The sequence below is a fragment of the Alishewanella aestuarii B11 genome (genome assembly GCF_000280055.1).
In the GTDB taxonomy this organism is placed as follows: Bacteria; Pseudomonadota; Gammaproteobacteria; order Enterobacterales; family Alteromonadaceae; genus Alishewanella; species Alishewanella aestuarii.
Genome location: NZ_ALAB01000027.1, coordinates 388,354 through 405,581, shown reverse-complemented (window position 1 = coordinate 405,581; position 17,228 = coordinate 388,354). Strand labels below are relative to the sequence as shown.

At 53.4% G+C, this 17,228-nt stretch carries 15 protein-coding genes; 9 read left to right on the top strand and 6 right to left on the bottom strand.

Annotated features, from left to right (window positions below; all coding sequences use genetic code 11):
* Positions 1-14 precede the first annotated feature (14 nt).
* Complete coding sequence (locus AEST_RS11450; RefSeq protein WP_008609194.1) at positions 15-944, top strand: ExeA family protein; 930 nt, start codon at positions 15-17, stop codon at positions 942-944.
* A 1-nt stretch (position 945) separates the two neighbouring features.
* On the top strand, positions 946-1,644 hold the full coding sequence (locus tag AEST_RS11445; protein WP_008609193.1) for a general secretion pathway protein GspB: 699 nt from the start codon (positions 946-948) through the stop codon (positions 1,642-1,644).
* Between the two features lie 4 nt (positions 1,645-1,648).
* On the opposite strand, the gene AEST_RS11440 is transcribed toward AEST_RS11445, so the two are convergent.
* Together AEST_RS11440 and putA are read right to left on the bottom strand one after the other, a co-directional pair.
* Positions 1,649-2,782 (bottom strand): HD-GYP domain-containing protein, encoded by a 1,134-nt coding sequence (locus AEST_RS11440; protein WP_008609192.1) that lies wholly within the window; start codon positions 2,780-2,782, stop codon positions 1,649-1,651.
* A 97-nt stretch (positions 2,783-2,879) separates the two neighbouring features.
* A complete protein-coding gene (gene putA / locus AEST_RS11435; RefSeq protein WP_008609191.1) occupies positions 2,880-6,656 on the bottom strand; it encodes a bifunctional proline dehydrogenase/L-glutamate gamma-semialdehyde dehydrogenase PutA in 3,777 nt (1,258 codons plus the stop codon).
* 134 nt (positions 6,657-6,790) lie between these two features.
* Between putA and AEST_RS11430 the strand changes: the two genes are divergently transcribed.
* Positions 6,791-7,306 (top strand): Lrp/AsnC ligand binding domain-containing protein, encoded by a 516-nt coding sequence (locus AEST_RS11430; RefSeq protein ID WP_008609190.1) that lies wholly within the window; start codon positions 6,791-6,793, stop codon positions 7,304-7,306.
* A gap of 9 nt (positions 7,307-7,315) precedes the next feature.
* Here the strand turns inward: AEST_RS11430 and AEST_RS11425 are convergent, their stop codons facing one another.
* The gene (locus AEST_RS11425; RefSeq protein ID WP_008609189.1) at positions 7,316-7,915 is read right to left on the bottom strand and encodes a TIGR04211 family SH3 domain-containing protein; all 600 of its coding nucleotides are present in this window, start codon (positions 7,913-7,915) and stop codon (positions 7,316-7,318) included.
* Positions 7,916-8,029: 114 nt separating this feature from the next.
* On the opposite strand from AEST_RS11425, the gene AEST_RS11420 reads away from it, so the two are divergent.
* Positions 8,030-8,959: a CYTH domain-containing protein gene (locus AEST_RS11420; RefSeq protein ID WP_008609188.1), complete on the top strand. Its 930-nt coding sequence runs from the start codon at positions 8,030-8,032 to the stop codon at positions 8,957-8,959.
* 9 nt (positions 8,960-8,968) lie between these two features.
* Positions 8,969-11,776, top strand: a complete 2,808-nt coding sequence (glnE, locus tag AEST_RS11415; protein WP_008609187.1) for a bifunctional [glutamate--ammonia ligase]-adenylyl-L-tyrosine phosphorylase/[glutamate--ammonia-ligase] adenylyltransferase — start codon at positions 8,969-8,971, stop codon at positions 11,774-11,776.
* On the opposite strand, the gene AEST_RS11410 is transcribed toward glnE, so the two are convergent.
* From AEST_RS11410 to tolC, 3 genes are all read right to left on the bottom strand, one after another.
* Entirely contained in the window at positions 11,745-12,329 is a 585-nt protein-coding gene (locus tag AEST_RS11410; protein ID WP_008609186.1) for a TcpQ domain-containing protein, read from the bottom strand. The genes glnE and AEST_RS11410 overlap by 32 nt on opposite strands.
* A 20-nt stretch (positions 12,330-12,349) precedes the next feature.
* Positions 12,350-13,273 (bottom strand): LpxL/LpxP family Kdo(2)-lipid IV(A) lauroyl/palmitoleoyl acyltransferase, encoded by a 924-nt coding sequence (gene lpxL / locus AEST_RS11405; RefSeq protein ID WP_008609185.1) that lies wholly within the window; start codon positions 13,271-13,273, stop codon positions 12,350-12,352.
* A gap of 115 nt (positions 13,274-13,388) precedes the next feature.
* Positions 13,389-14,684 carry an outer membrane channel protein TolC gene (tolC, locus tag AEST_RS11400; protein ID WP_008609184.1) on the bottom strand — a complete coding sequence of 432 codons (1,296 nt, stop codon included), beginning with the start codon at positions 14,682-14,684 and terminating at the stop codon, positions 13,389-13,391.
* Positions 14,685-14,810: 126 nt separating this feature from the next.
* Here tolC and nudF point away from each other — a divergent pair, with 126 nt between their 5' ends.
* From nudF to AEST_RS11380, 4 genes are read left to right on the top strand one after another with little or no spacing between them, the layout of a single operon-like run.
* A complete protein-coding gene (gene nudF / locus AEST_RS11395; protein ID WP_008609183.1) occupies positions 14,811-15,446 on the top strand; it encodes an ADP-ribose diphosphatase in 636 nt (211 codons plus the stop codon).
* Positions 15,447-15,485: 39 nt separating this feature from the next.
* Complete coding sequence (locus AEST_RS11390) at positions 15,486-15,896, top strand: DUF1249 domain-containing protein (protein WP_238534598.1); 411 nt, start codon at positions 15,486-15,488, stop codon at positions 15,894-15,896.
* A 2-nt stretch (positions 15,897-15,898) separates the two neighbouring features.
* Complete coding sequence (locus AEST_RS11385; RefSeq protein WP_008609181.1) at positions 15,899-16,657, top strand: metallophosphoesterase family protein; 759 nt, start codon at positions 15,899-15,901, stop codon at positions 16,655-16,657.
* Positions 16,657-17,217, top strand: a complete 561-nt coding sequence (locus tag AEST_RS11380; protein ID WP_008609180.1) for a YqiA/YcfP family alpha/beta fold hydrolase — start codon at positions 16,657-16,659, stop codon at positions 17,215-17,217. The genes AEST_RS11385 and AEST_RS11380 overlap by 1 nt, the downstream gene beginning before the upstream one ends.
* Positions 17,218-17,228 lie beyond the last annotated feature (11 nt).

Genomic DNA, 17,228 nt, shown 5'->3' with positions numbered 1-17,228 from the left:
TAAACAGGATAGCGATGTATAGCGGATTTTTTGGTTTTAGCAGCCCGCCGTTTTCGATAGCACCCAACCCGGACTTTATGTTTTTAAGCCCCCGCCACGCGGAGGCTTTGGCTCATCTGCGCTTTGGTCTGGGCGATGCCGGTGGTTTTGTGCTGTTAACCGGCGAGGTCGGTACTGGTAAAACCACGGTATCGCGCAGCCTGTTGCAGGAGCTGGATGAGCAAACTGATGTTGCCTTTATCCTAAACCCAACGCTGTCGGAGCTGGAACTGCTGGCAGCAATCTGTGATGAGCTAAAGATCCGCTATAAAAAAACCGACGCCAGCCTGAAGTTATTGGGCGATAAAATTACCCAGCGACTGCAAAAAAATCATGACGCCGGCAAAAAGACCATCCTGATTATCGATGAAGCTCAACATTTACAGCCGGCGGTACTGGAGCAACTGCGGCTGTTGACTAATCTGGAAACCAACACCAAAAAACTGCTACAGGTGATTTTGATTGGTCAGCCAGAACTGCAACAACTGTTACAGCGCAACGATTTACGCCAGCTGGCACAGCGGATCACCGCCCGTTATCATCTGCTGCCGCTGAACCTTAGCGAAGTGCAGCAGTATGTGCGTTTTCGGCTGAAAGTGGCCGGCTGTGAGCGGCCGGTCTTTAACGACAAGGCAGTGAAAAAGCTGTACGAGCTCAGCGGTGGTATTCCGCGTTTACTTAACCTGCTGGCTGATCGGGCGTTATTGGCAGCCTATGGTAAACAGCAAGCGGTGGTTGAAGCCTACGAAGTGCAACGTGCTGCGGCCGAGATCCTGCCGCTGAATCAAGCGTCGACGACTGAGAAAAGCCTGCCAGGCTGGCTCTGGCCGCTATTAGCGTTGTTCGGTATAATTCTTGGCTTCTTACTGGCAGTACAAGTTCTGCCGCTGTGGCGTGGAGACTAAGATGTCGATCCTGATGGATGCGTTAAAACAACAAGCACCGGTTGCGGCACCGGTTTCACAGTTCTGGCGCAATCTGGCGATTAGCCTGGCCTTGTTATTGGCAGTGTTAGCGGGTTTTATTGCCGGTTATCTGCTGCTGCCAGGTAAGACAACTGCTATTGCAGTTACCGAGCCCGTTGTTACCCCAGCCAGTAGCACCACTATTGCGGCCACACTGTTGCAAGCGCCGGCCGTGGCGGTTGCACCAGCGCAGTCGGCTAAGGTTGAAGCGCCGACGCCGGTAATCGAAACGCTGCCTGAAGCGCAACCTGTAGTCACGCTAACCACCAATACCGCCCGTGCTGAGCCAGTGGCGCAGCCGGAGCCGGAAGTATCGGCGGAGCTGCGCGAGCGTTTTGCCAGTGCTCTGGCTGAGACGGAGCAAAGTCGTCCGGCGGCCAATCTGACCGCACACAGTGCGCCGGCGCAGGATGTTGGCATGTTGGATCTGACCTTACAACGTCAGTTACCGCGCCTGAAGTTCGAAGCGCATGTGTTTGCCACCCAGCCAGCACAGCGCTGGGTCAAGGTGAATGGCAAGTCGTTACAGGAAGGGCAGTGGATCACTGCTGATGTGCGCTTGAAAGAGATCACCCCGCACTATGTGTTGCTGGAGTTTGGTAATACGCTTTTCAGTATGCGAGCTTTAAGCGAGTGGTAAGCGATTACAGGTAATTCCTGACATCCAGCCCCAGTTTTCGCAAATCCACACAGGCTTCGATCTGTTCTTCCGGAAAACGGGCCAAATCTACCACCTTAGGCGGAATATGGTGCTGATGCACACTATGGTAGAACACCTTTACTTTCGGTGCCGTCGGCTTTTTGCTGTTGTTTTCCAGTACCAGCGCCAGCCGGCCGGTGCTGAGTTTGACTACTGTACCCGGTGGATACACACCGATACATTTAATAAAGAGCTGCAGTAAATCCCCATCCAGCTTGGCGGGCGCCAATGCCAGTAACTGCCGGGCAACCACTATTGGATTAACATAGCCATGCTCCGGTGCTGACATTTGTTCGTATTGGTTGACGATCGCTAACATCTTACTGCCATTATCCAGTTGATGATCGCGGATCGGCGGCTGGCCAGTGCCATCCGGGCAGGCGCAATGCTGGCTGATCCACAGTGAAATATCACCGGCCAGGGCCGCGCTGCGCTGCAAGACGGCGAGGCTGGTGCTGATTGCCGCGGCGTCTTCGGCGTGCAATAACTGCGGATTTTGGGCTTTACCGACATCATGTAACAGTGCGGCCGTGATCAGGGCCTGAATTTTATGCTTAGGCAAGTTCAGAAAGCGGGCAAAAGCGGCCATGTAGATAGCACAATTTAAACTGTGCCTAAGCAGCTGATCACTTTGTTCCGCAATACGCCCCAGGCAAAGTAACACATCGGGGTTGCGGCTAACCGCATCAGACAAGCCGGCACTAACTTCATGCACCAAGCTAAGATCAATGGCTTCATTATGGGCGGCAGCTTGCAGTACTTGTTTTTGGATGGCCTGAGTCTGTTCTATCACCCGGGCTGCTTTAGGTTGTTCATCGGCAAACAGTGCCCGAAAGGCGGCCGGTTCAGCGCTGGTGGCTGGTTCGGTTGGTGTCGCGACAGGTTCTGCTGTGGGAGTCAGCTGCCGGGCCGGATCAATCGCCACCGCCAGCACGCCTTGCTCGCGTAGGCGGCGAATAGTTTCAACGCTACGTACCCAGCCGGCATGCTTGATTGCCAGATCACCGGTTTGCTCCAAAACCTGAACGACATAGCTACCAGGCTGTAGCTGATCAATGGTTACGCGCTGATAAGACATCTATCCTTGCCCTGAATCCTTAAACTACAACTACTATCATAGCAAAAAGCCCACCATCTGGTGGGCTTTTACGTTGATTTAACAAAAAAATCCGCTATTAGCCGACGTTATCCGCCATCGTCATCAGCGAGGCATTACCGCCGGCCGCTGTGGTATTGATGGTTATAGTCTTTTCGGTGACCAGACGGTGTAGCATGCGCTCATCGGCCGGTGAGGTAATCAGCGGCAGAATGGCGCCTTCACGTGCCGCAATCAACTCAGCGGCCAGTGGCTTCAGCGCGCTGCTGACTTCGATAATGGCGCCGTTTAATTCCGGATGCGCCAGCAAGGTGGTCAGACAATCCAGCCGGACTACTGCCAGTAAATGCTGTGGCATACCCGCCGCCAATAGCGCTTTAATACAGGCCTCGGCTTCTGGCAGCTCGGCATCCTCCACCGCGGTGATCACGGCGTTACCGGCCGCCAACGCGGTGATAATGCTCAGTAACCAGTGGCTAAAGTTGCTGCTGTCATCGCGCAATAAGGCCAGAATGCCACGTGGATCCAGCACCAGCACGTTACTCTCACCGGTTGGTCCAGGCAGGTTAATCGGACGGTTTAATTCCAGTTCAACCCGTTGCAGTTTGGCGCGGGCGACCATTAACACCTGCTCCAGATCCGGCTCCTGGCGACTTACCACCTGATTGCTGGCTAAGGATGCCAGAAATTGCCTTAGCACGGAGGTACGCGCCGTGGTTGGCAGCTGTGACCACTTTTGCTGTGCCACTGCAGCTGCCGGCATCGCATAAGCCACAGCACTGCTGGTGGTTTCGGCCAGTAAGCGGGCTTTTTTCGCTTCATCCAGCGCTGCACAATCAACACTGAGGTTGTCTTTTACCAGTCGCTCCAGATACAGCGGGCCACCGGCTTTCGGACCTGTACCAGACAGACCACGGCCACCGAAAGGCTGCACGCCTACCACAGCGCCAATCATATTGCGGTTAACATAGATATTACCGGCTTTGATTTCACGGGCGACCTTGCTGGTAAACTGCTCAATCCGGCTGTGTACGCCCATGGTCAGGCCATAGCCGGTAGCATTGATTTGCCGGATCACATCTTCCACCTCTTCGGCCTTAAAGCGGATGATATGTACCACCGGACCAAAGACTTCACGCTCCAGCACCGTCAAATCGGCAATTTCATACAGGTGCGGTGCGAAGAAATAATGCTCGCCCTCTGTCGGAATAGCACAGGCATAATGTAGCTTGGCTTTATCCTTTAAATAATTCACATGGCTGGTTAGCCGGTCATGGGCTTTGGCATCGATAACCGGGCCCAGGTCAGTGCTTAACCAGGCCGGATCGCCAACATGCAGCTCGGCCATGGCACCTTTAATCATCGCAATAATCTTATCGGCCACGTCTTCCTGCAGGAATAACACCCGAAGTGCCGAGCAGCGCTGGCCGGCACTCTGGAAGCCAGATGAAATCACATCATCGACCACTTGCTCTGGCAGGGCAGTAGAGTCAACAATCATACAGTTCTGACCGCCGGTTTCGGCAATCAGTGGTACCGGCTCGCCGCCGCGCTCGGCCAGTTTACGGGCGATCCAGCAGCCAGTTTCGGTAGAGCCGGTAAACATCACGCCCTGCACCCGCAGATCTGGCACTATGTGTTCACCAACCTGACGACCCGGTGCAATCACCAGTTGCACCACATGCTCCGGCATACCACATTCGCGCAGTAATTCCACAGTACGCAGCGCAATCAGACTGGTTTGTTCTGCCGGTTTGGCGACCACGGTATTACCCACTACCATCGCTGCCGCGACCTGACCGATAAAGATTGCCAGTGGGAAGTTCCACGGGCTGATACATAAGAATACACCACGCGCCTGCTGTGGTTTGGCACATAGCAGCTCGGCCTGATGGGCATAGTAACGGCAGAAATCGACCGCTTCGCGTACTTCAGCTACCGCATCAGCCAATACTTTGCCAGCTTCTTTAACACAGAGAGTTAATAATTCGTCGCGGTGTTGCTCCATAGCATCGGCTAACTTACGCAGCAGCGAGGCCCGCTCACTGATGGTTGTCGCTGACCAGCTGGTAAAGGCCTGCTCAGCGTTAGCCAGCAGTTGCTGCATTTGCTCCGGGCTATGATGGTGCAGATAACCGATAACTTCTCGCAGGTTCGCCGGGTTGACCACAGCTACCGCACCTTCAACTGCTTGCTGGTTGGTGATTATCTGCTCAAATTCCGACATATGCTGTTTCAGCGGTGTCAGCTGGTTAATATCGGTCAGATCCATGCCTTTTGAGTTCAGGCGGCTGGCGCCATAAAGATTCGCCGGCAGCGGAATAGACTGATTGCGTTTCTGGCGCCAGCTTTTTACCACTTCAACCGGATCTTGCAGCAGCGATTCGACCGGAATGCTCTCGTCGATAATATTGTTGACGAAGGAGCTGTTGGCACCATTTTCCAGTAAGCGCCGCACCAGGTAGGCCAACAGATCCGAGTGTTCACCAACAGGGGCATAGATACGGCAGGGCACTTTTTCATTGGCAACCACTAAGTCATACAGCGCGTCGCCCATGCCATGTAAACGTTGGAATTCAAAACCGGTCAGATCGCCAGCCATTTCCAGAATAGTGGCCACGGTATAGGCATTGTGGGTAGCAAACTGCGGATAGATGCTATCGCGGTAAGCCAGCAGTTTTTTGGCGCAGGCCTGATAGGAGACGTCCGTTGACGGCTTGCGGCTAAATACTGGGAAATCGTCCAGCCCTTCCACTTGTGACAGTTTGATCTCGGTATCCCAATAGGCGCCTTTTACCAGGCGCACCATCAGCTTACGACCGACTTTTACCGTCAGCTCGCGCAGCCACTCAATCACATGCAAGCCACGTTTCTGATAGGCCTGAACTGCTAAACCAAAGCCTTCCCAGCCGTTCAGATCCGGATCGCTGAATACCGCGCCAATCACATCCAGCGACATATCCAGCCGATCGGCTTCCTCAGCATCAACGGTAAAGCCAATATTGTAAGACTTGGCAGCCAGTGCCAGCTGTTTCAGACGCGGGACCAGCTCCGCATGCACCCGGTCCAGATGGCTGAATTCGTAACGTGGATGGATAGCCGATAATTTCACCGAAATGCCCGGGCTCTTAATCGGGCCGCGGCCGTTAGCCGCTTTACCAATGGCATGGATCGCCGTCATATAGGCGGCAAAGTAGCGGTCAGCATCGGCCATAGTGCGGGCGCCTTCACCCAGCATATCGTAAGAGTAGCTAAAACCTTTGGCTTCCATTTCCACCGCACGCGCTAAGGCTTTGTCGATGGTTGTACCCAGTACAAACTGAGTGCCCATAATTTGCATCGCGTAACGCACCGCCTGACGGATCACCGGCTCACCTAAACGACCACAGGTGCGTTTTAATAAACCAAATTGCTGTTTACGCTCGTCGTCGGAGTAATTCACCAGCTTACCGGTTAACAACAAACCCCAGGCCGAGGCGTTGACAAAGAGTGAGCTGCTGTTGCCCAGGTGCGAGCTCCAGTCGCCCTGTGACAGCTTGTCGCGGATTAAACGGTCAGCGGTGGTTTTGTCCGGTACCCGCAACAAGGCTTCAGCCAGACACATCAGCACCAGACCTTCTTCGGTTGACAGCGAAAACTCGTTTAACAGCGCATCAACACCGCCTTTGCCAACCTGCGACTGGCGGATATACAGCACTAGCTGACGGGCCCGTTCCCAGGCACGGCTACGGGTTTTGGCATCAACCTCGGCCAGCGGCAGCAGAAAATCTAACACCTGATCTTCATCGGCGCGGTAGTGATTGCGGATGGTTTGACGCAGCGGGTCGGTAGTAACCAGTGAACCGTTAAACAGCATAGAAAAATATCCTGAAAGTAGGCCATATTATTGGCGGCATTGTAGAGAAAAGGCTGCCGCATAGGGTGGTTATTTTTTTAATTTAACCGTATATAATTCTGTCAATAATAGCCAAAACCCAAAAAAATACTGCCATGACGACGAACAGCAAAATTAAAGCGTTAGACCGGATCGATATTAGTATTCTGGATACGCTGCAAAAAGAAGGGCGTATTGCCAATGTCGACCTGGCAAAGAAGGTGAATTTAAGCGCCAGCCCCTGTATTGACCGGGTAAAGCGGCTGGAAAAAGAGGGTTTTATTGAAGGCTATGGTGCCAGGTTAAACAGCAGCAAACTTGGCTATGGTACTGCGGCCTTTATTCAGGTCACGCTGGACCGCACCACCAGCGATGTGTTTGATAAGTTCCGCGATGCGGTGGTGCAAATTCCTCAGGTGGCGGAGTGCCATATGGTGGCGGGCGGTTTTGACTATTTACTGAAACTGCGGCTGCCGAATATGGAAGCCTACCGCAGTATTCTGGCGCAGATTGTGGATTTGCCCGGTGTGGCGCAAACCCATACTTATGTGGTGATCGAGCAGGTCAAAAACGACCAGGGCTTGCCGCTGAAACTGCATGCCGATGCGAGTACGCCACCGGCACAAAGTTAGCGAGCCGTGTTACATCCAGCGATCGCTGTTACGACGCTGTGGTATCAACTTGGGCAAAATCAGCCCGAATAACAGACCAAACAGTAAGATGGCACCGCCCAATACCATAGGTTGCTGCCAGAAGCTGGCTTGCTGCGCATCCAGTTCATTACTAAGCCGCTCGTTAGTGCGTTTTAGCTGTTCCAGTTCGGCCAGCGCCTGGTCGCGCTCCAGCGTCAGGCGCTGCACCACTTGTTGCCCTTGACCGCTATCCTGTTCCAGCTCAGTTAAACGGACGCTTTGCTGTTCAAAACGGCTCTGTAGTTCCGTAAACTGCGCCCGCAGACCCGGGGTTAAGCTCAAGTGTTCTTTCGGTAACCAACCGCTGCGGTTATCCTCGGTTTGCACCTGGACATAGCCTTCTTCTTCAGCCAGGCGTAGCACGCTGCTGCCAGCGGTCAGGGTGCCAATAATCCGGTATTGATTACCCGGACCTGAGTGCAGATAAACTACCAGATTATCGGAAATAAAGGCTGGGGTAGCGCTGGTTTGCGCCTTAACTACAGACACACAAAGCAGCAGGCTAAGCAAAAATAACCACTGACAAAAGCTGCGAAATAAACTGAACATAGGTATCCTGACCAAAATCAAAGCAGTAGTGCATGGGTATTGGCGATGATAGGCAGTTGTGTAGCAGTTTACAAGGGCTAATACCGGCGCTGTGTTATTGCAGGAGAGATCAGTATGAGTCTGGAGCTAGAGTTAAAGTTTTTAGTCGGTGCAGCCGACGCACCGCAAGTGGGTAAGCTATTGGCGCTCTATGGGCAAGTTACGGCAAACCCTGCTCAGCCGTTACTAAATGCCTATTTTGATACCCCACAGCAATGGTTCCGTCGCCACGACATGGGGTTGCGAAGCCGGCAAAAGCAGGGAAAATTTGAGCAAACCATTAAACTGGCGGGGCAACAGCATGGCGCTTTGCAGATCCGGCCCGAATATAATCTGCCTTGCGCTGGTGTGGTGCCAGAGCTGGCTGCCTTTCCAAGCAATATCTGGCCGGCACAGGCCGAGCCTGCAGTACTACAACAGCACTTGCTGGAGCTGTTTCGCACTGACTTCATCCGGCAGAGCTGGCAGCTGACTTCGCCACAGGCACTGATTGAAATAGTCTATGATCAGGGCGAGGTACGCTCCGGTGAGCGCCGGCAGCTGATTTCTGAACTGGAGCTGGAACTGCTGGATGGCGACGCCCTGGCGTTGTTTGACCTGGCGGAGTTTCTGTTACAGGCTTTGCCACTGAGGGCAGGCTGGTTGAGTAAAGCGGCCAGAGGGTATCAGCTTTATCTGCAGCATGGCACTCCTTATCCGCCTGAAATCCCACTCTCAGTACTGCCAGCGGAACGTTTGCTACGACATTTACAGCGCTTACAGCAACTGGAGAATTGTTATAGCCAGCAACTCAATCTGGCGCTGCTGCAGGATGTCGCAGCTGAGCTGCAGCTGCTGACGGATATCCTGCAGGATGAGGGCGAGCAACTGCTTGCCAGCCAGGGCCGTGGCCTGTTGCGCCAGCTTGCTGAGCAGCGGGGGTTGCTGTTCAATCAGCAAAGTTATCAATTATGGTTGCTAAAGTTGTCCCGTTTGCTGTGGCAACGCCAGCAATCCGGCTGCTGAGGAAAAAAGATGACAAGCACTGAATCAATCGTCACCACTTTAACGCCATCACAGCAGGCTAACTTGCATCTGTTGCTGCAGGCCAGCAACTTTCTGGCCAGAACACTACAGCAACAACCGGCATTAGTCAGCGAACTGATTGAGTCGGAACGGCTGGCAAGTAGCTTACAGCAGGGGTTTAGCGATCCGCTGGCGCAAACAGCGGATCTCAGTGAGCAGCAAGCCTTTGCCTTGCTAAGACAATACCGCAATTCCAGCCTGAGCCGGATCCTGGCTGCGGACATTCTGCAGTTACAACCGATCACTGCCAGCCTGAGTCAGGTTTCCGCGCTGGCAGATTGCCTGATCAACAGTGCTTATCACTGGGCGTACCAACAACTCAGTGCTTTGCACGGTACCCCGCTGGATCAGCAAGGACAGCCGATGCCACTATTGATCCTGGGCATGGGCAAATTGGGCGGGCGCGAGCTCAATTTTTCATCAGACATTGATCTGATTTTTACTTATCCGGCCAATGGTGAAATTGCCGGCAGCCGGCGGCCGTTGGAGTATCAGCAGTTTTTTACCAAGTTAGGACAAAAACTGATCGCCGCCCTGCATCAGGTGACGGCGGATGGTTTTTGCTATCGGGTAGATATGCGGCTACGCCCTTTTGGGGAAAGCGGCCCGCTGGTACTGAGCTTCGCGGCACTGGAAGACTATTATCAGGAGCAGGGCCGGGAATGGGAACGTTACGCCATGTTAAAAGCCCGGGTGCTGAATCCGGATCCCTGTCACAGTGTGGAACTGACTGCTTTACTGAAGCCATTTATTTATCGGCGCTATATCGATTACTCGGCCATTGAGTCGCTGCGGCGGATGAAGCAGCTGATTGAGCAGGAGAATCGCCGCCGTAACCGGCGTGACAATATCAAGCTGGGGGCCGGTGGCATTCGCGAAGTTGAGTTTATTGTGCAAACCCTGCAACTGATCCGTGGCGGCCGGATCCCCAGTTTGCAGCAAGCCTCTATTTTGCTGGCGTTCAAGGCGCTTCGGACAGAGGGGATCCTGGACGCAGCCAGTGCAACCATGCTGGAGCAAGACTACCTGTGGTTGCGCCGGGTTGAACAAGCGCTGCAAGGCATGGAGGATAAGCAAACGCAAACCCTGCCGACCGATCCTGAGCAGCAACAGATGTTGCTGACGGCTTTGCAGCGGCCGGATTGGTCCACACTGACCGCCGAGATTGAACAGGCGATGCAGCGTATCCATAGCCAGTTTAAACAGGTGATCGAGCCCGAGCAGCAATTGGAAGCCGAAGAGATCAGTCTCGGGCGGTTGTTATGGGATAGTGAGCTACCCAGCACTGAACTGGCGGAACAGCTCGACTGGTTGGATAGCGAACAGGCTGAACAGCTGGTTGCCCAGCTGCAGCAGTTTAAACAGGATTGTCAGCGACGCTCTGTCGGGCCGCGCGGCCGCGATTACCTGGCCAAGTTGATCCCGCGCTTACTGCATTGGCTGGAACAGCAGCAGGCTTCGACGGCGGTATTAAGCCGGATCCTCGGAGTGTTCCGGCAAATTGTTACCCGTACCGCTTACCTTGAGTTGCTGTTTGAAAATCCACCGGCCTTGCAACAGCTGGTCCTGTTGTGCGCGCAAAGCGGCTGGCTGGCCGAGCATCTGGCCCGTTATCCGATGTTGTTGGATGAGCTGATTGATCCGGCGCAGCTATATCAGGTTGCCAATAAAGATGATTACCGGGACCGTCTGCGGCTCTATCTGTTGCGGGTGCCGGAGGATGATTTGGAGTTGCTGATGGAAAGCCTGCGGCAGTTTAAACAGGCACAGCAGTTACGCATCGCAGCCGCCGATATCAGTGGGGTGTTGCCACTGATGAAAGTCAGCGATCATCTGACCTGGCTGGCCGAAGTCATTATCGAACAGTTGGTTGAGCTGGCCTGGCAACAAATGACCGAGCGTTTCGGCTTACCAGCCGGCGCCAGTCAGCAGGATAAAGGTTTCGCGGTAATAGGTTACGGTAAGTTGGGGGGGCTGGAACTGGGGTATGGCTCCGATCTGGATTTGGTGTTTGTGCATCAATGTCAGAGCCAGGCGCCAACCAGCGGCGAGCGGGCTATTGATTCGCTGCAATTTTACCTGAAGCTGGTGCAGCGCATTCTGCATCTGAGTACCACCCGTACCAATAGTGGTGTGCTGTATGAGATTGATACCCGCTTGCGACCATCCGGGAATTCGGGCTTGCTGGCGATCCATATTGATACGTATCAGCAGTACCTGCAGCAAGAGGCCTGGACCTGGGAGCATCAGGCGCTGGTGCGTGCCCGCCTGATCGTTGGTTCGCCGGCCCTGAGTGCCCGCTTTACCGGGATCCGGCAACAAATCCTCAGTCAGCCCAGAGAGTTGGTGAAATTACAGCAGGAAGTACGCGACATGCGGCAAAAGCTGCGCCAGCACCATGGTGCCGACAGCACGGATGTTAAACATAGCGTCGGCGGTATTGTTGATCTGGAGTTTATCAGTCAGTACCTGGTACTGGCTTATGGCGCACAACATGCCGAGCTCTATCAATACAGTGACAATATCCGGATCCTGGAGGCGGCGGCTCAGGTTGGCTTAATTAGCCCTCAGCAAGCGGAACAACTTGCCGAAGCTTATCAGCTGTTACGAGGGGTGGGTCACCGCGCCACGCTGATGCCGGCCATGCAAAGCAATTTGCAGCACAGTAACGAACAGCGGTTGGTATTATTGCGCCAGGCCGTCAACCAGGCCTGGCAGCAGTGGCTTAACGACGAGCCGGCAGGGATGGTGCCGTAGCGATACAGCTCTGCCGCAGATACTCATGTTCCAGATCGGTCATCACCAGAGCCCGTGCCCGCGGGCAGTACCAACCGGTAACCCGTTGTTTAAAGTCGGGACTGATGGTAAATGCCAGTTCTTGTACGGTATCCAGCAGGGTACCGTTGGTTTCAAAGAACTGCTTAATCACATAGTCGCGTGGTAGAGTCCAAAACAGTACCAGATTTTCTTGTTGTGCGTATTGGCCCAGCGCCTGCTTGACTGTTTCACCGGCCTGAAAACGACGACGGGTATTAGCGCCGCGCCAGGCTGGATCGGCTGCCGTTACCTGAAGTTCGCGCCGGCGTAGCTGAGGGATCAGGTCTTTGCTGCTATCTTGCAGCGTAATAATATACTCACTCTTAGAGCTGCCCTGCATAATGCTATTGCGGAAGTTGGCATAAAACCGGCTGAAGCCCTCTGCTGCGGTATTGGTTTTTTCCGGATTGATCAACACATCAGGTTTAATCACCAGAAAATAGATCAGCACTATGCCCAGCAGCAGTAAAATCACATTAACAAATACTTTCATAGGTCGCTCCGGCGCCAGATTTAGTAAAGCGAGGGCGCATTGGGATCCGGTCGGGTTTTAAAGCGCCGGTGCAGCCACATATATTGTTCCGGGTGTTGCAGTACCGCCCGTTCAACCCACTGATTTACCCGGGTCACATCCAGTTTATCGTCCCCGCTGGGGAAGTCTTGAAACGGCGGCAGAATTTCAATCTGATAACCCTGATAGTCAGCTAAGCGACTGGTGATAACCGGGATCACGACGCAGTTAGCGGCATTGGCAAACAGCAGGGTACCGGTCGTGGTCGCAGTCTCAGCAACAGCAAAAAAAGGCACAAATTCGGCGCGATTGCGGCCATAGTCCTGATCCGGCAGATAAAAACACACTTCCTGGCCATTCAGGGCCTGGATTAGCCCTTTGACATCGCGCTTGCCGATCATATATTTATTCGAGCGGGCGCGACCATGGTACTGCAGGTAGTCCCACAGGGGATTATTGTTCGGCCGGTAAAAGCCGACACTGGGATGGGTTAAGCCGAATACCCGGCAGGCCGCTTCCAGATGCAGAAAGTGGGCGGCCAGTAATAACACACCCTTGCCTTCAGCCAGCGCCTGTTGAATATGCTCATAGCCTTTAAAATGGGCCAGCTTACGGATCCGCCAATCTGGCCACCACCAACCAATCACGGTTTCCAGCATAGCTTTGCCACTTTCTTCGGCGTTACGCCAAAGTAAGGTTTCGCGCTCGGCTGCAGCCATCTCGGGAAAACACAGCTCTAAATTACGACGTGCAATCTTCTGACGGGATTTCAGCACCTTGAATAATAAGCGGCCAAAAGTGGCGCCAATGCCCATTAATACGCGGTAAGGTAGCCAACTTAGCAGGTATAAAAAGGCTGCACCCAGCCATAACAGCCAATATTGCGGTAATAAAAAACGCCAACTAAAACGGGGAGCATTCACCACTATCTACGCATCCGAAAACTCAGGTTGCTGGTATTGTAACGGAAAAATGACTGCGGGAAAGCTGAAACTGGTAGGAGCATGGGCGGGTGCAGCCTGAGCTACACCCGCAACCAGCTTAGTTGGTCAGGGCTGCGTTAATTGCCAGCAGGTCCTGTTCGGTCAGATTACCTGCTGCCTGCTTTAGCTGCAGCTGGGCCAGAATATAGTCATAACGGGCACCGGCCAGATTACGCTGGGCGTCAAACAGGTTGCGGGTGCTCAGCAACACGTCAACGATAGTCCGGGTACCAACCTCAAAACCGGCTTCTGTGGCCTGCAGTGCGCTTTGCGCCGAGATCACCGCTTGTTCCAAAGCGCGGATCACGGACATCTGTGAGTTGACGTTATTAAAAGAACTGCGCACCTGCCGTACGACGGAACGATGGCTTTGTTCCAGTGCCTGGCTAACTTCAACATAATTTGCCTGCGCGACCCGTACGCCTGCTTCGATACCGCCACCAGCATAGATGGGTACCGACAGATTAATACCGACCGAGCTGCTATCGGCGCGGTCAAAGCCTGAAGTTTTCGAAACGCCCAGGTTTGCGGTGGCATCCAGGGTTGGTAAGTGACCGGCTTTGGCCAGTTCGATATCCAGTGACGACACATCCAGCGCAATACGCTGAGCCTGTAACGTCAGGTTATTTTGCTCGGCAATATTCATCCACTCGCTGACCATCTCTGGTGATGGCCGTGAGGCTGAGAACTTATCGGTATTCAACTGCGCTATTTCAGCATGATACTGGCCGGTAATTTCGCGCAGCGCTTCGCGGGCGTTTTCCAGTGCATTCTCGCTACTGATGCCACGGGCAACGACGCTGTCAAACTGCGCTTGTGCTTCATGCACATCGGTAATGGCGGTTAAACCCACGGCAAAGCGTTGTTTGGTTTGTTCCAACTGGCGCTCTACTGAGCGTTTTTCCGCTTCGACAAAGGTCAGGTTATCACGGGCCCGCAGCACATCAAAGTAGGCACTGGTCACCCGGACAATCAAATCCTGCACTTCGGCGTTGTAAACGGTCTGGCTTTGTAGCGCGACCTTTTCCGCGCGGGACAAACCTTGCCAGTTGCTCCAGTCGAACAATGATTGTCGGGCCTGGATACCGGCGCCGACCGTGTTACTGCCGCTAAAGCGCAAGTTATCGCGGCTGCTACGCGTAACATCGGCGCCGAAACTGACTGACGGCAGCAAGCGCGATCTGGACACATCAATACGGGCTGTGGCAGCGTCACGGCTGGCAGCCGCGCGCTGTACTACCGGATCTTTTTGGGTGGCTAACTGATAAACGGCTTGTAAATCCTCAGCACTTAATTGCAGGCTGAATAAGCTCAGAGATGACAGCACCAAGGTGCTTAAAAGGGTTTTTTTCATCTTTATAAATCCTGATGGTAAAGGAAAGTGCGTATAAGTGCCCAAATGATAACCTGTTAACCTAAACTAGGTAATGATTAAACCGTAAAGTTACCCTGAAGAGTGTAACAAAATGTGAGGACACCTATGTCAGAATTCAAGGTACGTCAGTATCCTGCTTTTGCGGCAACAGATCTAGAAATAATCGATAAAAGCACCGTTTTTCAGGGTTTTTTCCGGATTGAGCGCTGGCAACTGCGGCATAAATGTTTTGCCGGCGGCTGGAGTGACGTGATGACCCGTGAAATTTTTGAGCGTGGTCAGGCGGTCGTGGTGCTGCCCTACAATGCCGGGACCGACGAAATCGTGTTAGTGGAGCAATTCCGGGTCGGCGCTGTTAGTAGCGGCCAAAGCCCTTGGTTGCTGGAAGCTATTGCCGGCATGATTGAGCCGGGGCAAAGCCCGGAGCTGACGGCGAAGCGGGAAGCGGTAGAAGAGGCCGGTATTGAACTGACAGAGCTGATGCCTATGTTACACTATTACTCCAGCCCGGGTGGCAGTACCGAACGGATCCAGCTATTTCTGGGGCGTTTAACCGCGCCGGTCGCGGAGGGGATCTTTGGTTTGAGTGCCGAGCATGAAGATATTAAAGTTCATGTCATGCCCAGAATGCAGGCTATGCAGCTGCTGGCTGAAGGTAAAATTGATAATGCCGCCACAGTAATTGCCTTGCAGTGGCTGGCGTTGCATCTGTCTGACGTGACAACACGCTGGGGAAGCTGATTGCTAAGAAAGTCGTATATACCCTACCTGCCGGATTTTTTGAGCTTGTGCGAGCGCAACTATGCCGCTTTACACCGCTTACTGCCGGCTTTGTCAGAGGTCGGAACCCACAGTGATATTCAGTTTGGGATAGCCAGCCGTTACCGGCTAACTATTCTGGAGGTTGCGCCCTTTACCACCCGGCTAAAGATTGCGCTACTGCAAGATGAGTCGTCGTCGTACCAGCCTGGCTTTTTTCAACCTGATTTTGACGTACAGTTATATCACGATGCCCGCCTGGCGGAAGTGGTGCGGGTACAGCAGCAATGGCGTTTTTCGGCAGTCTATCCTTATCCGAATCCGACGATGTCCCAGCCGGACGAAAAACGGCAAATTAATTTGTTATTACGTGACTGGTTAAAACTCTGCGCCAAGGCGGGTTATCGAACCGAACCTGAGGTGTTTCGTTAAGCATGAAATCTTTTGTTTTTCCGCATCAGCACAGCTATCGTGTAGTCCAGTTGACGGATTGCCATTTGCTGGCGCAGCCTGATGGCTGGTATCAGAGCTGCCAGCCGGCATTGCATCTGCGGCAAATTATTGCGTTTTTGCAGTCTGACCGGCCTGACGCGGTAATTCTGACCGGGGATCTGACGCAGGATCACAGTGCCGCAAGTTATGCTTTGCTGGCAGAATTACTCAGCCCACTGCATTGCCCGGTATTTCTGGTGCCGGGTAACCATGATGATCTGCACTTGCTTACAGAACTCTCGCAGCGCAGGCCTTTTGTTGCGGCCGAGAGTCTGCTGTTGGCTGATTGGCAATTATTCTTATTGGATAGCAAAGGACCGACGCCAGCCGGCAGCTTTCCGCAACCGAAACAACAGGCGCTACAACAGCAGTTTAGACAGAGTACGAGCGCGCACTTTTGGCTGTTTATGCATCATCATCCGCAACCCTTAGCCTGTTTTATTGATCAATACGGCCTGACCGAACAACAGGTATTCTGGCAGTTGCTGCAAGCTGAACCCAGGGTTCGCGGCCTCAGTCATGGTCATGCTCATCTGGCTTATCAACGCCAGCTACAGGGGATTCAACTGGTCGGCTGCCCTGCCAGCTCAGTGCAGTTTTTGGAAACGCCAGACTGGCAAACCGTCAATCAGGGGCCACAATGGTGTGAATGGCAATTTAGTGCCGGCGGTACTGTCCGCTGGCAGTTTAAGAGGATTTAATGCTTTATTATTTACATGGTTTTGCCAGCTCAAGTCAGTCGGAAAAAGCCCGCCTGACGGTGGATTATTTTTCAACTTTACCCGGGGTTCAGATTACTGCTCTGGATTTACCTTACACCCCGGATGCAGCCATGGCAGTATTGGCGCAACAAATCACTGCGCCGCCAACAGCCATTATTGGTAGTTCACTGGGTGGTTTTTTAGCGACGGTGTTAGCGGAGCGCTATGGCTGCCGCGCCTGTTTAATTAACCCGGCAGTAGCACCGCACAAGGTGCTGGCGGATTATGTTGGTGATTATCACCATCCGGTATTGCAACAAAGTTACCAGGTGCGGGCTGAGCATATGACGCAATTAGCCAGCCTGATGCCCTTGACGCTAAAGCGGCCAGAACAGTATTTTGTACTATTGCAAAGCGGCGATGAGGTGTTAGATTACCGCCAGGCTCTGGAATATTATCAGGGCGCCCGTTTTGAGCTGATTGAAGGCGGTGATCATAGCTTTGTTGGCTATCAGCAATATCTGACACAGATCGCAGAATTTTGTTTGCAACAGCCGTAAACAGGAAGCAA

Coding starts and splice junctions, on each gene's coding strand:
- AEST_RS11450 (WP_008609194.1), top strand. CDS start 15: ATGTATAGCGGATTTTTTGGTTTTAGCAGCCCGCCGTTTTCGATAGCA.
- AEST_RS11445 (WP_008609193.1), top strand. CDS start 946: ATGTCGATCCTGATGGATGCGTTAAAACAACAAGCACCGGTTGCGGCA.
- AEST_RS11440 (WP_008609192.1), bottom strand. CDS start 2,782: ATGTCTTATCAGCGCGTAACCATTGATCAGCTACAGCCTGGTAGCTAT.
- putA (WP_008609191.1), bottom strand. CDS start 6,656: ATGCTGTTTAACGGTTCACTGGTTACTACCGACCCGCTGCGTCAAACC.
- AEST_RS11430 (WP_008609190.1), top strand. CDS start 6,791: ATGACGACGAACAGCAAAATTAAAGCGTTAGACCGGATCGATATTAGT.
- AEST_RS11425 (WP_008609189.1), bottom strand. CDS start 7,915: ATGTTCAGTTTATTTCGCAGCTTTTGTCAGTGGTTATTTTTGCTTAGC.
- AEST_RS11420 (WP_008609188.1), top strand. CDS start 8,030: ATGAGTCTGGAGCTAGAGTTAAAGTTTTTAGTCGGTGCAGCCGACGCA.
- glnE (WP_008609187.1), top strand. CDS start 8,969: ATGACAAGCACTGAATCAATCGTCACCACTTTAACGCCATCACAGCAG.
- AEST_RS11410 (WP_008609186.1), bottom strand. CDS start 12,329: ATGAAAGTATTTGTTAATGTGATTTTACTGCTGCTGGGCATAGTGCTG.
- tolC (WP_008609184.1), bottom strand. CDS start 14,684: ATGAAAAAAACCCTTTTAAGCACCTTGGTGCTGTCATCTCTGAGCTTA.
- nudF (WP_008609183.1), top strand. CDS start 14,811: ATGTCAGAATTCAAGGTACGTCAGTATCCTGCTTTTGCGGCAACAGAT.
- AEST_RS11385 (WP_008609181.1), top strand. CDS start 15,899: ATGAAATCTTTTGTTTTTCCGCATCAGCACAGCTATCGTGTAGTCCAG.
- AEST_RS11380 (WP_008609180.1), top strand. CDS start 16,657: ATGCTTTATTATTTACATGGTTTTGCCAGCTCAAGTCAGTCGGAAAAA.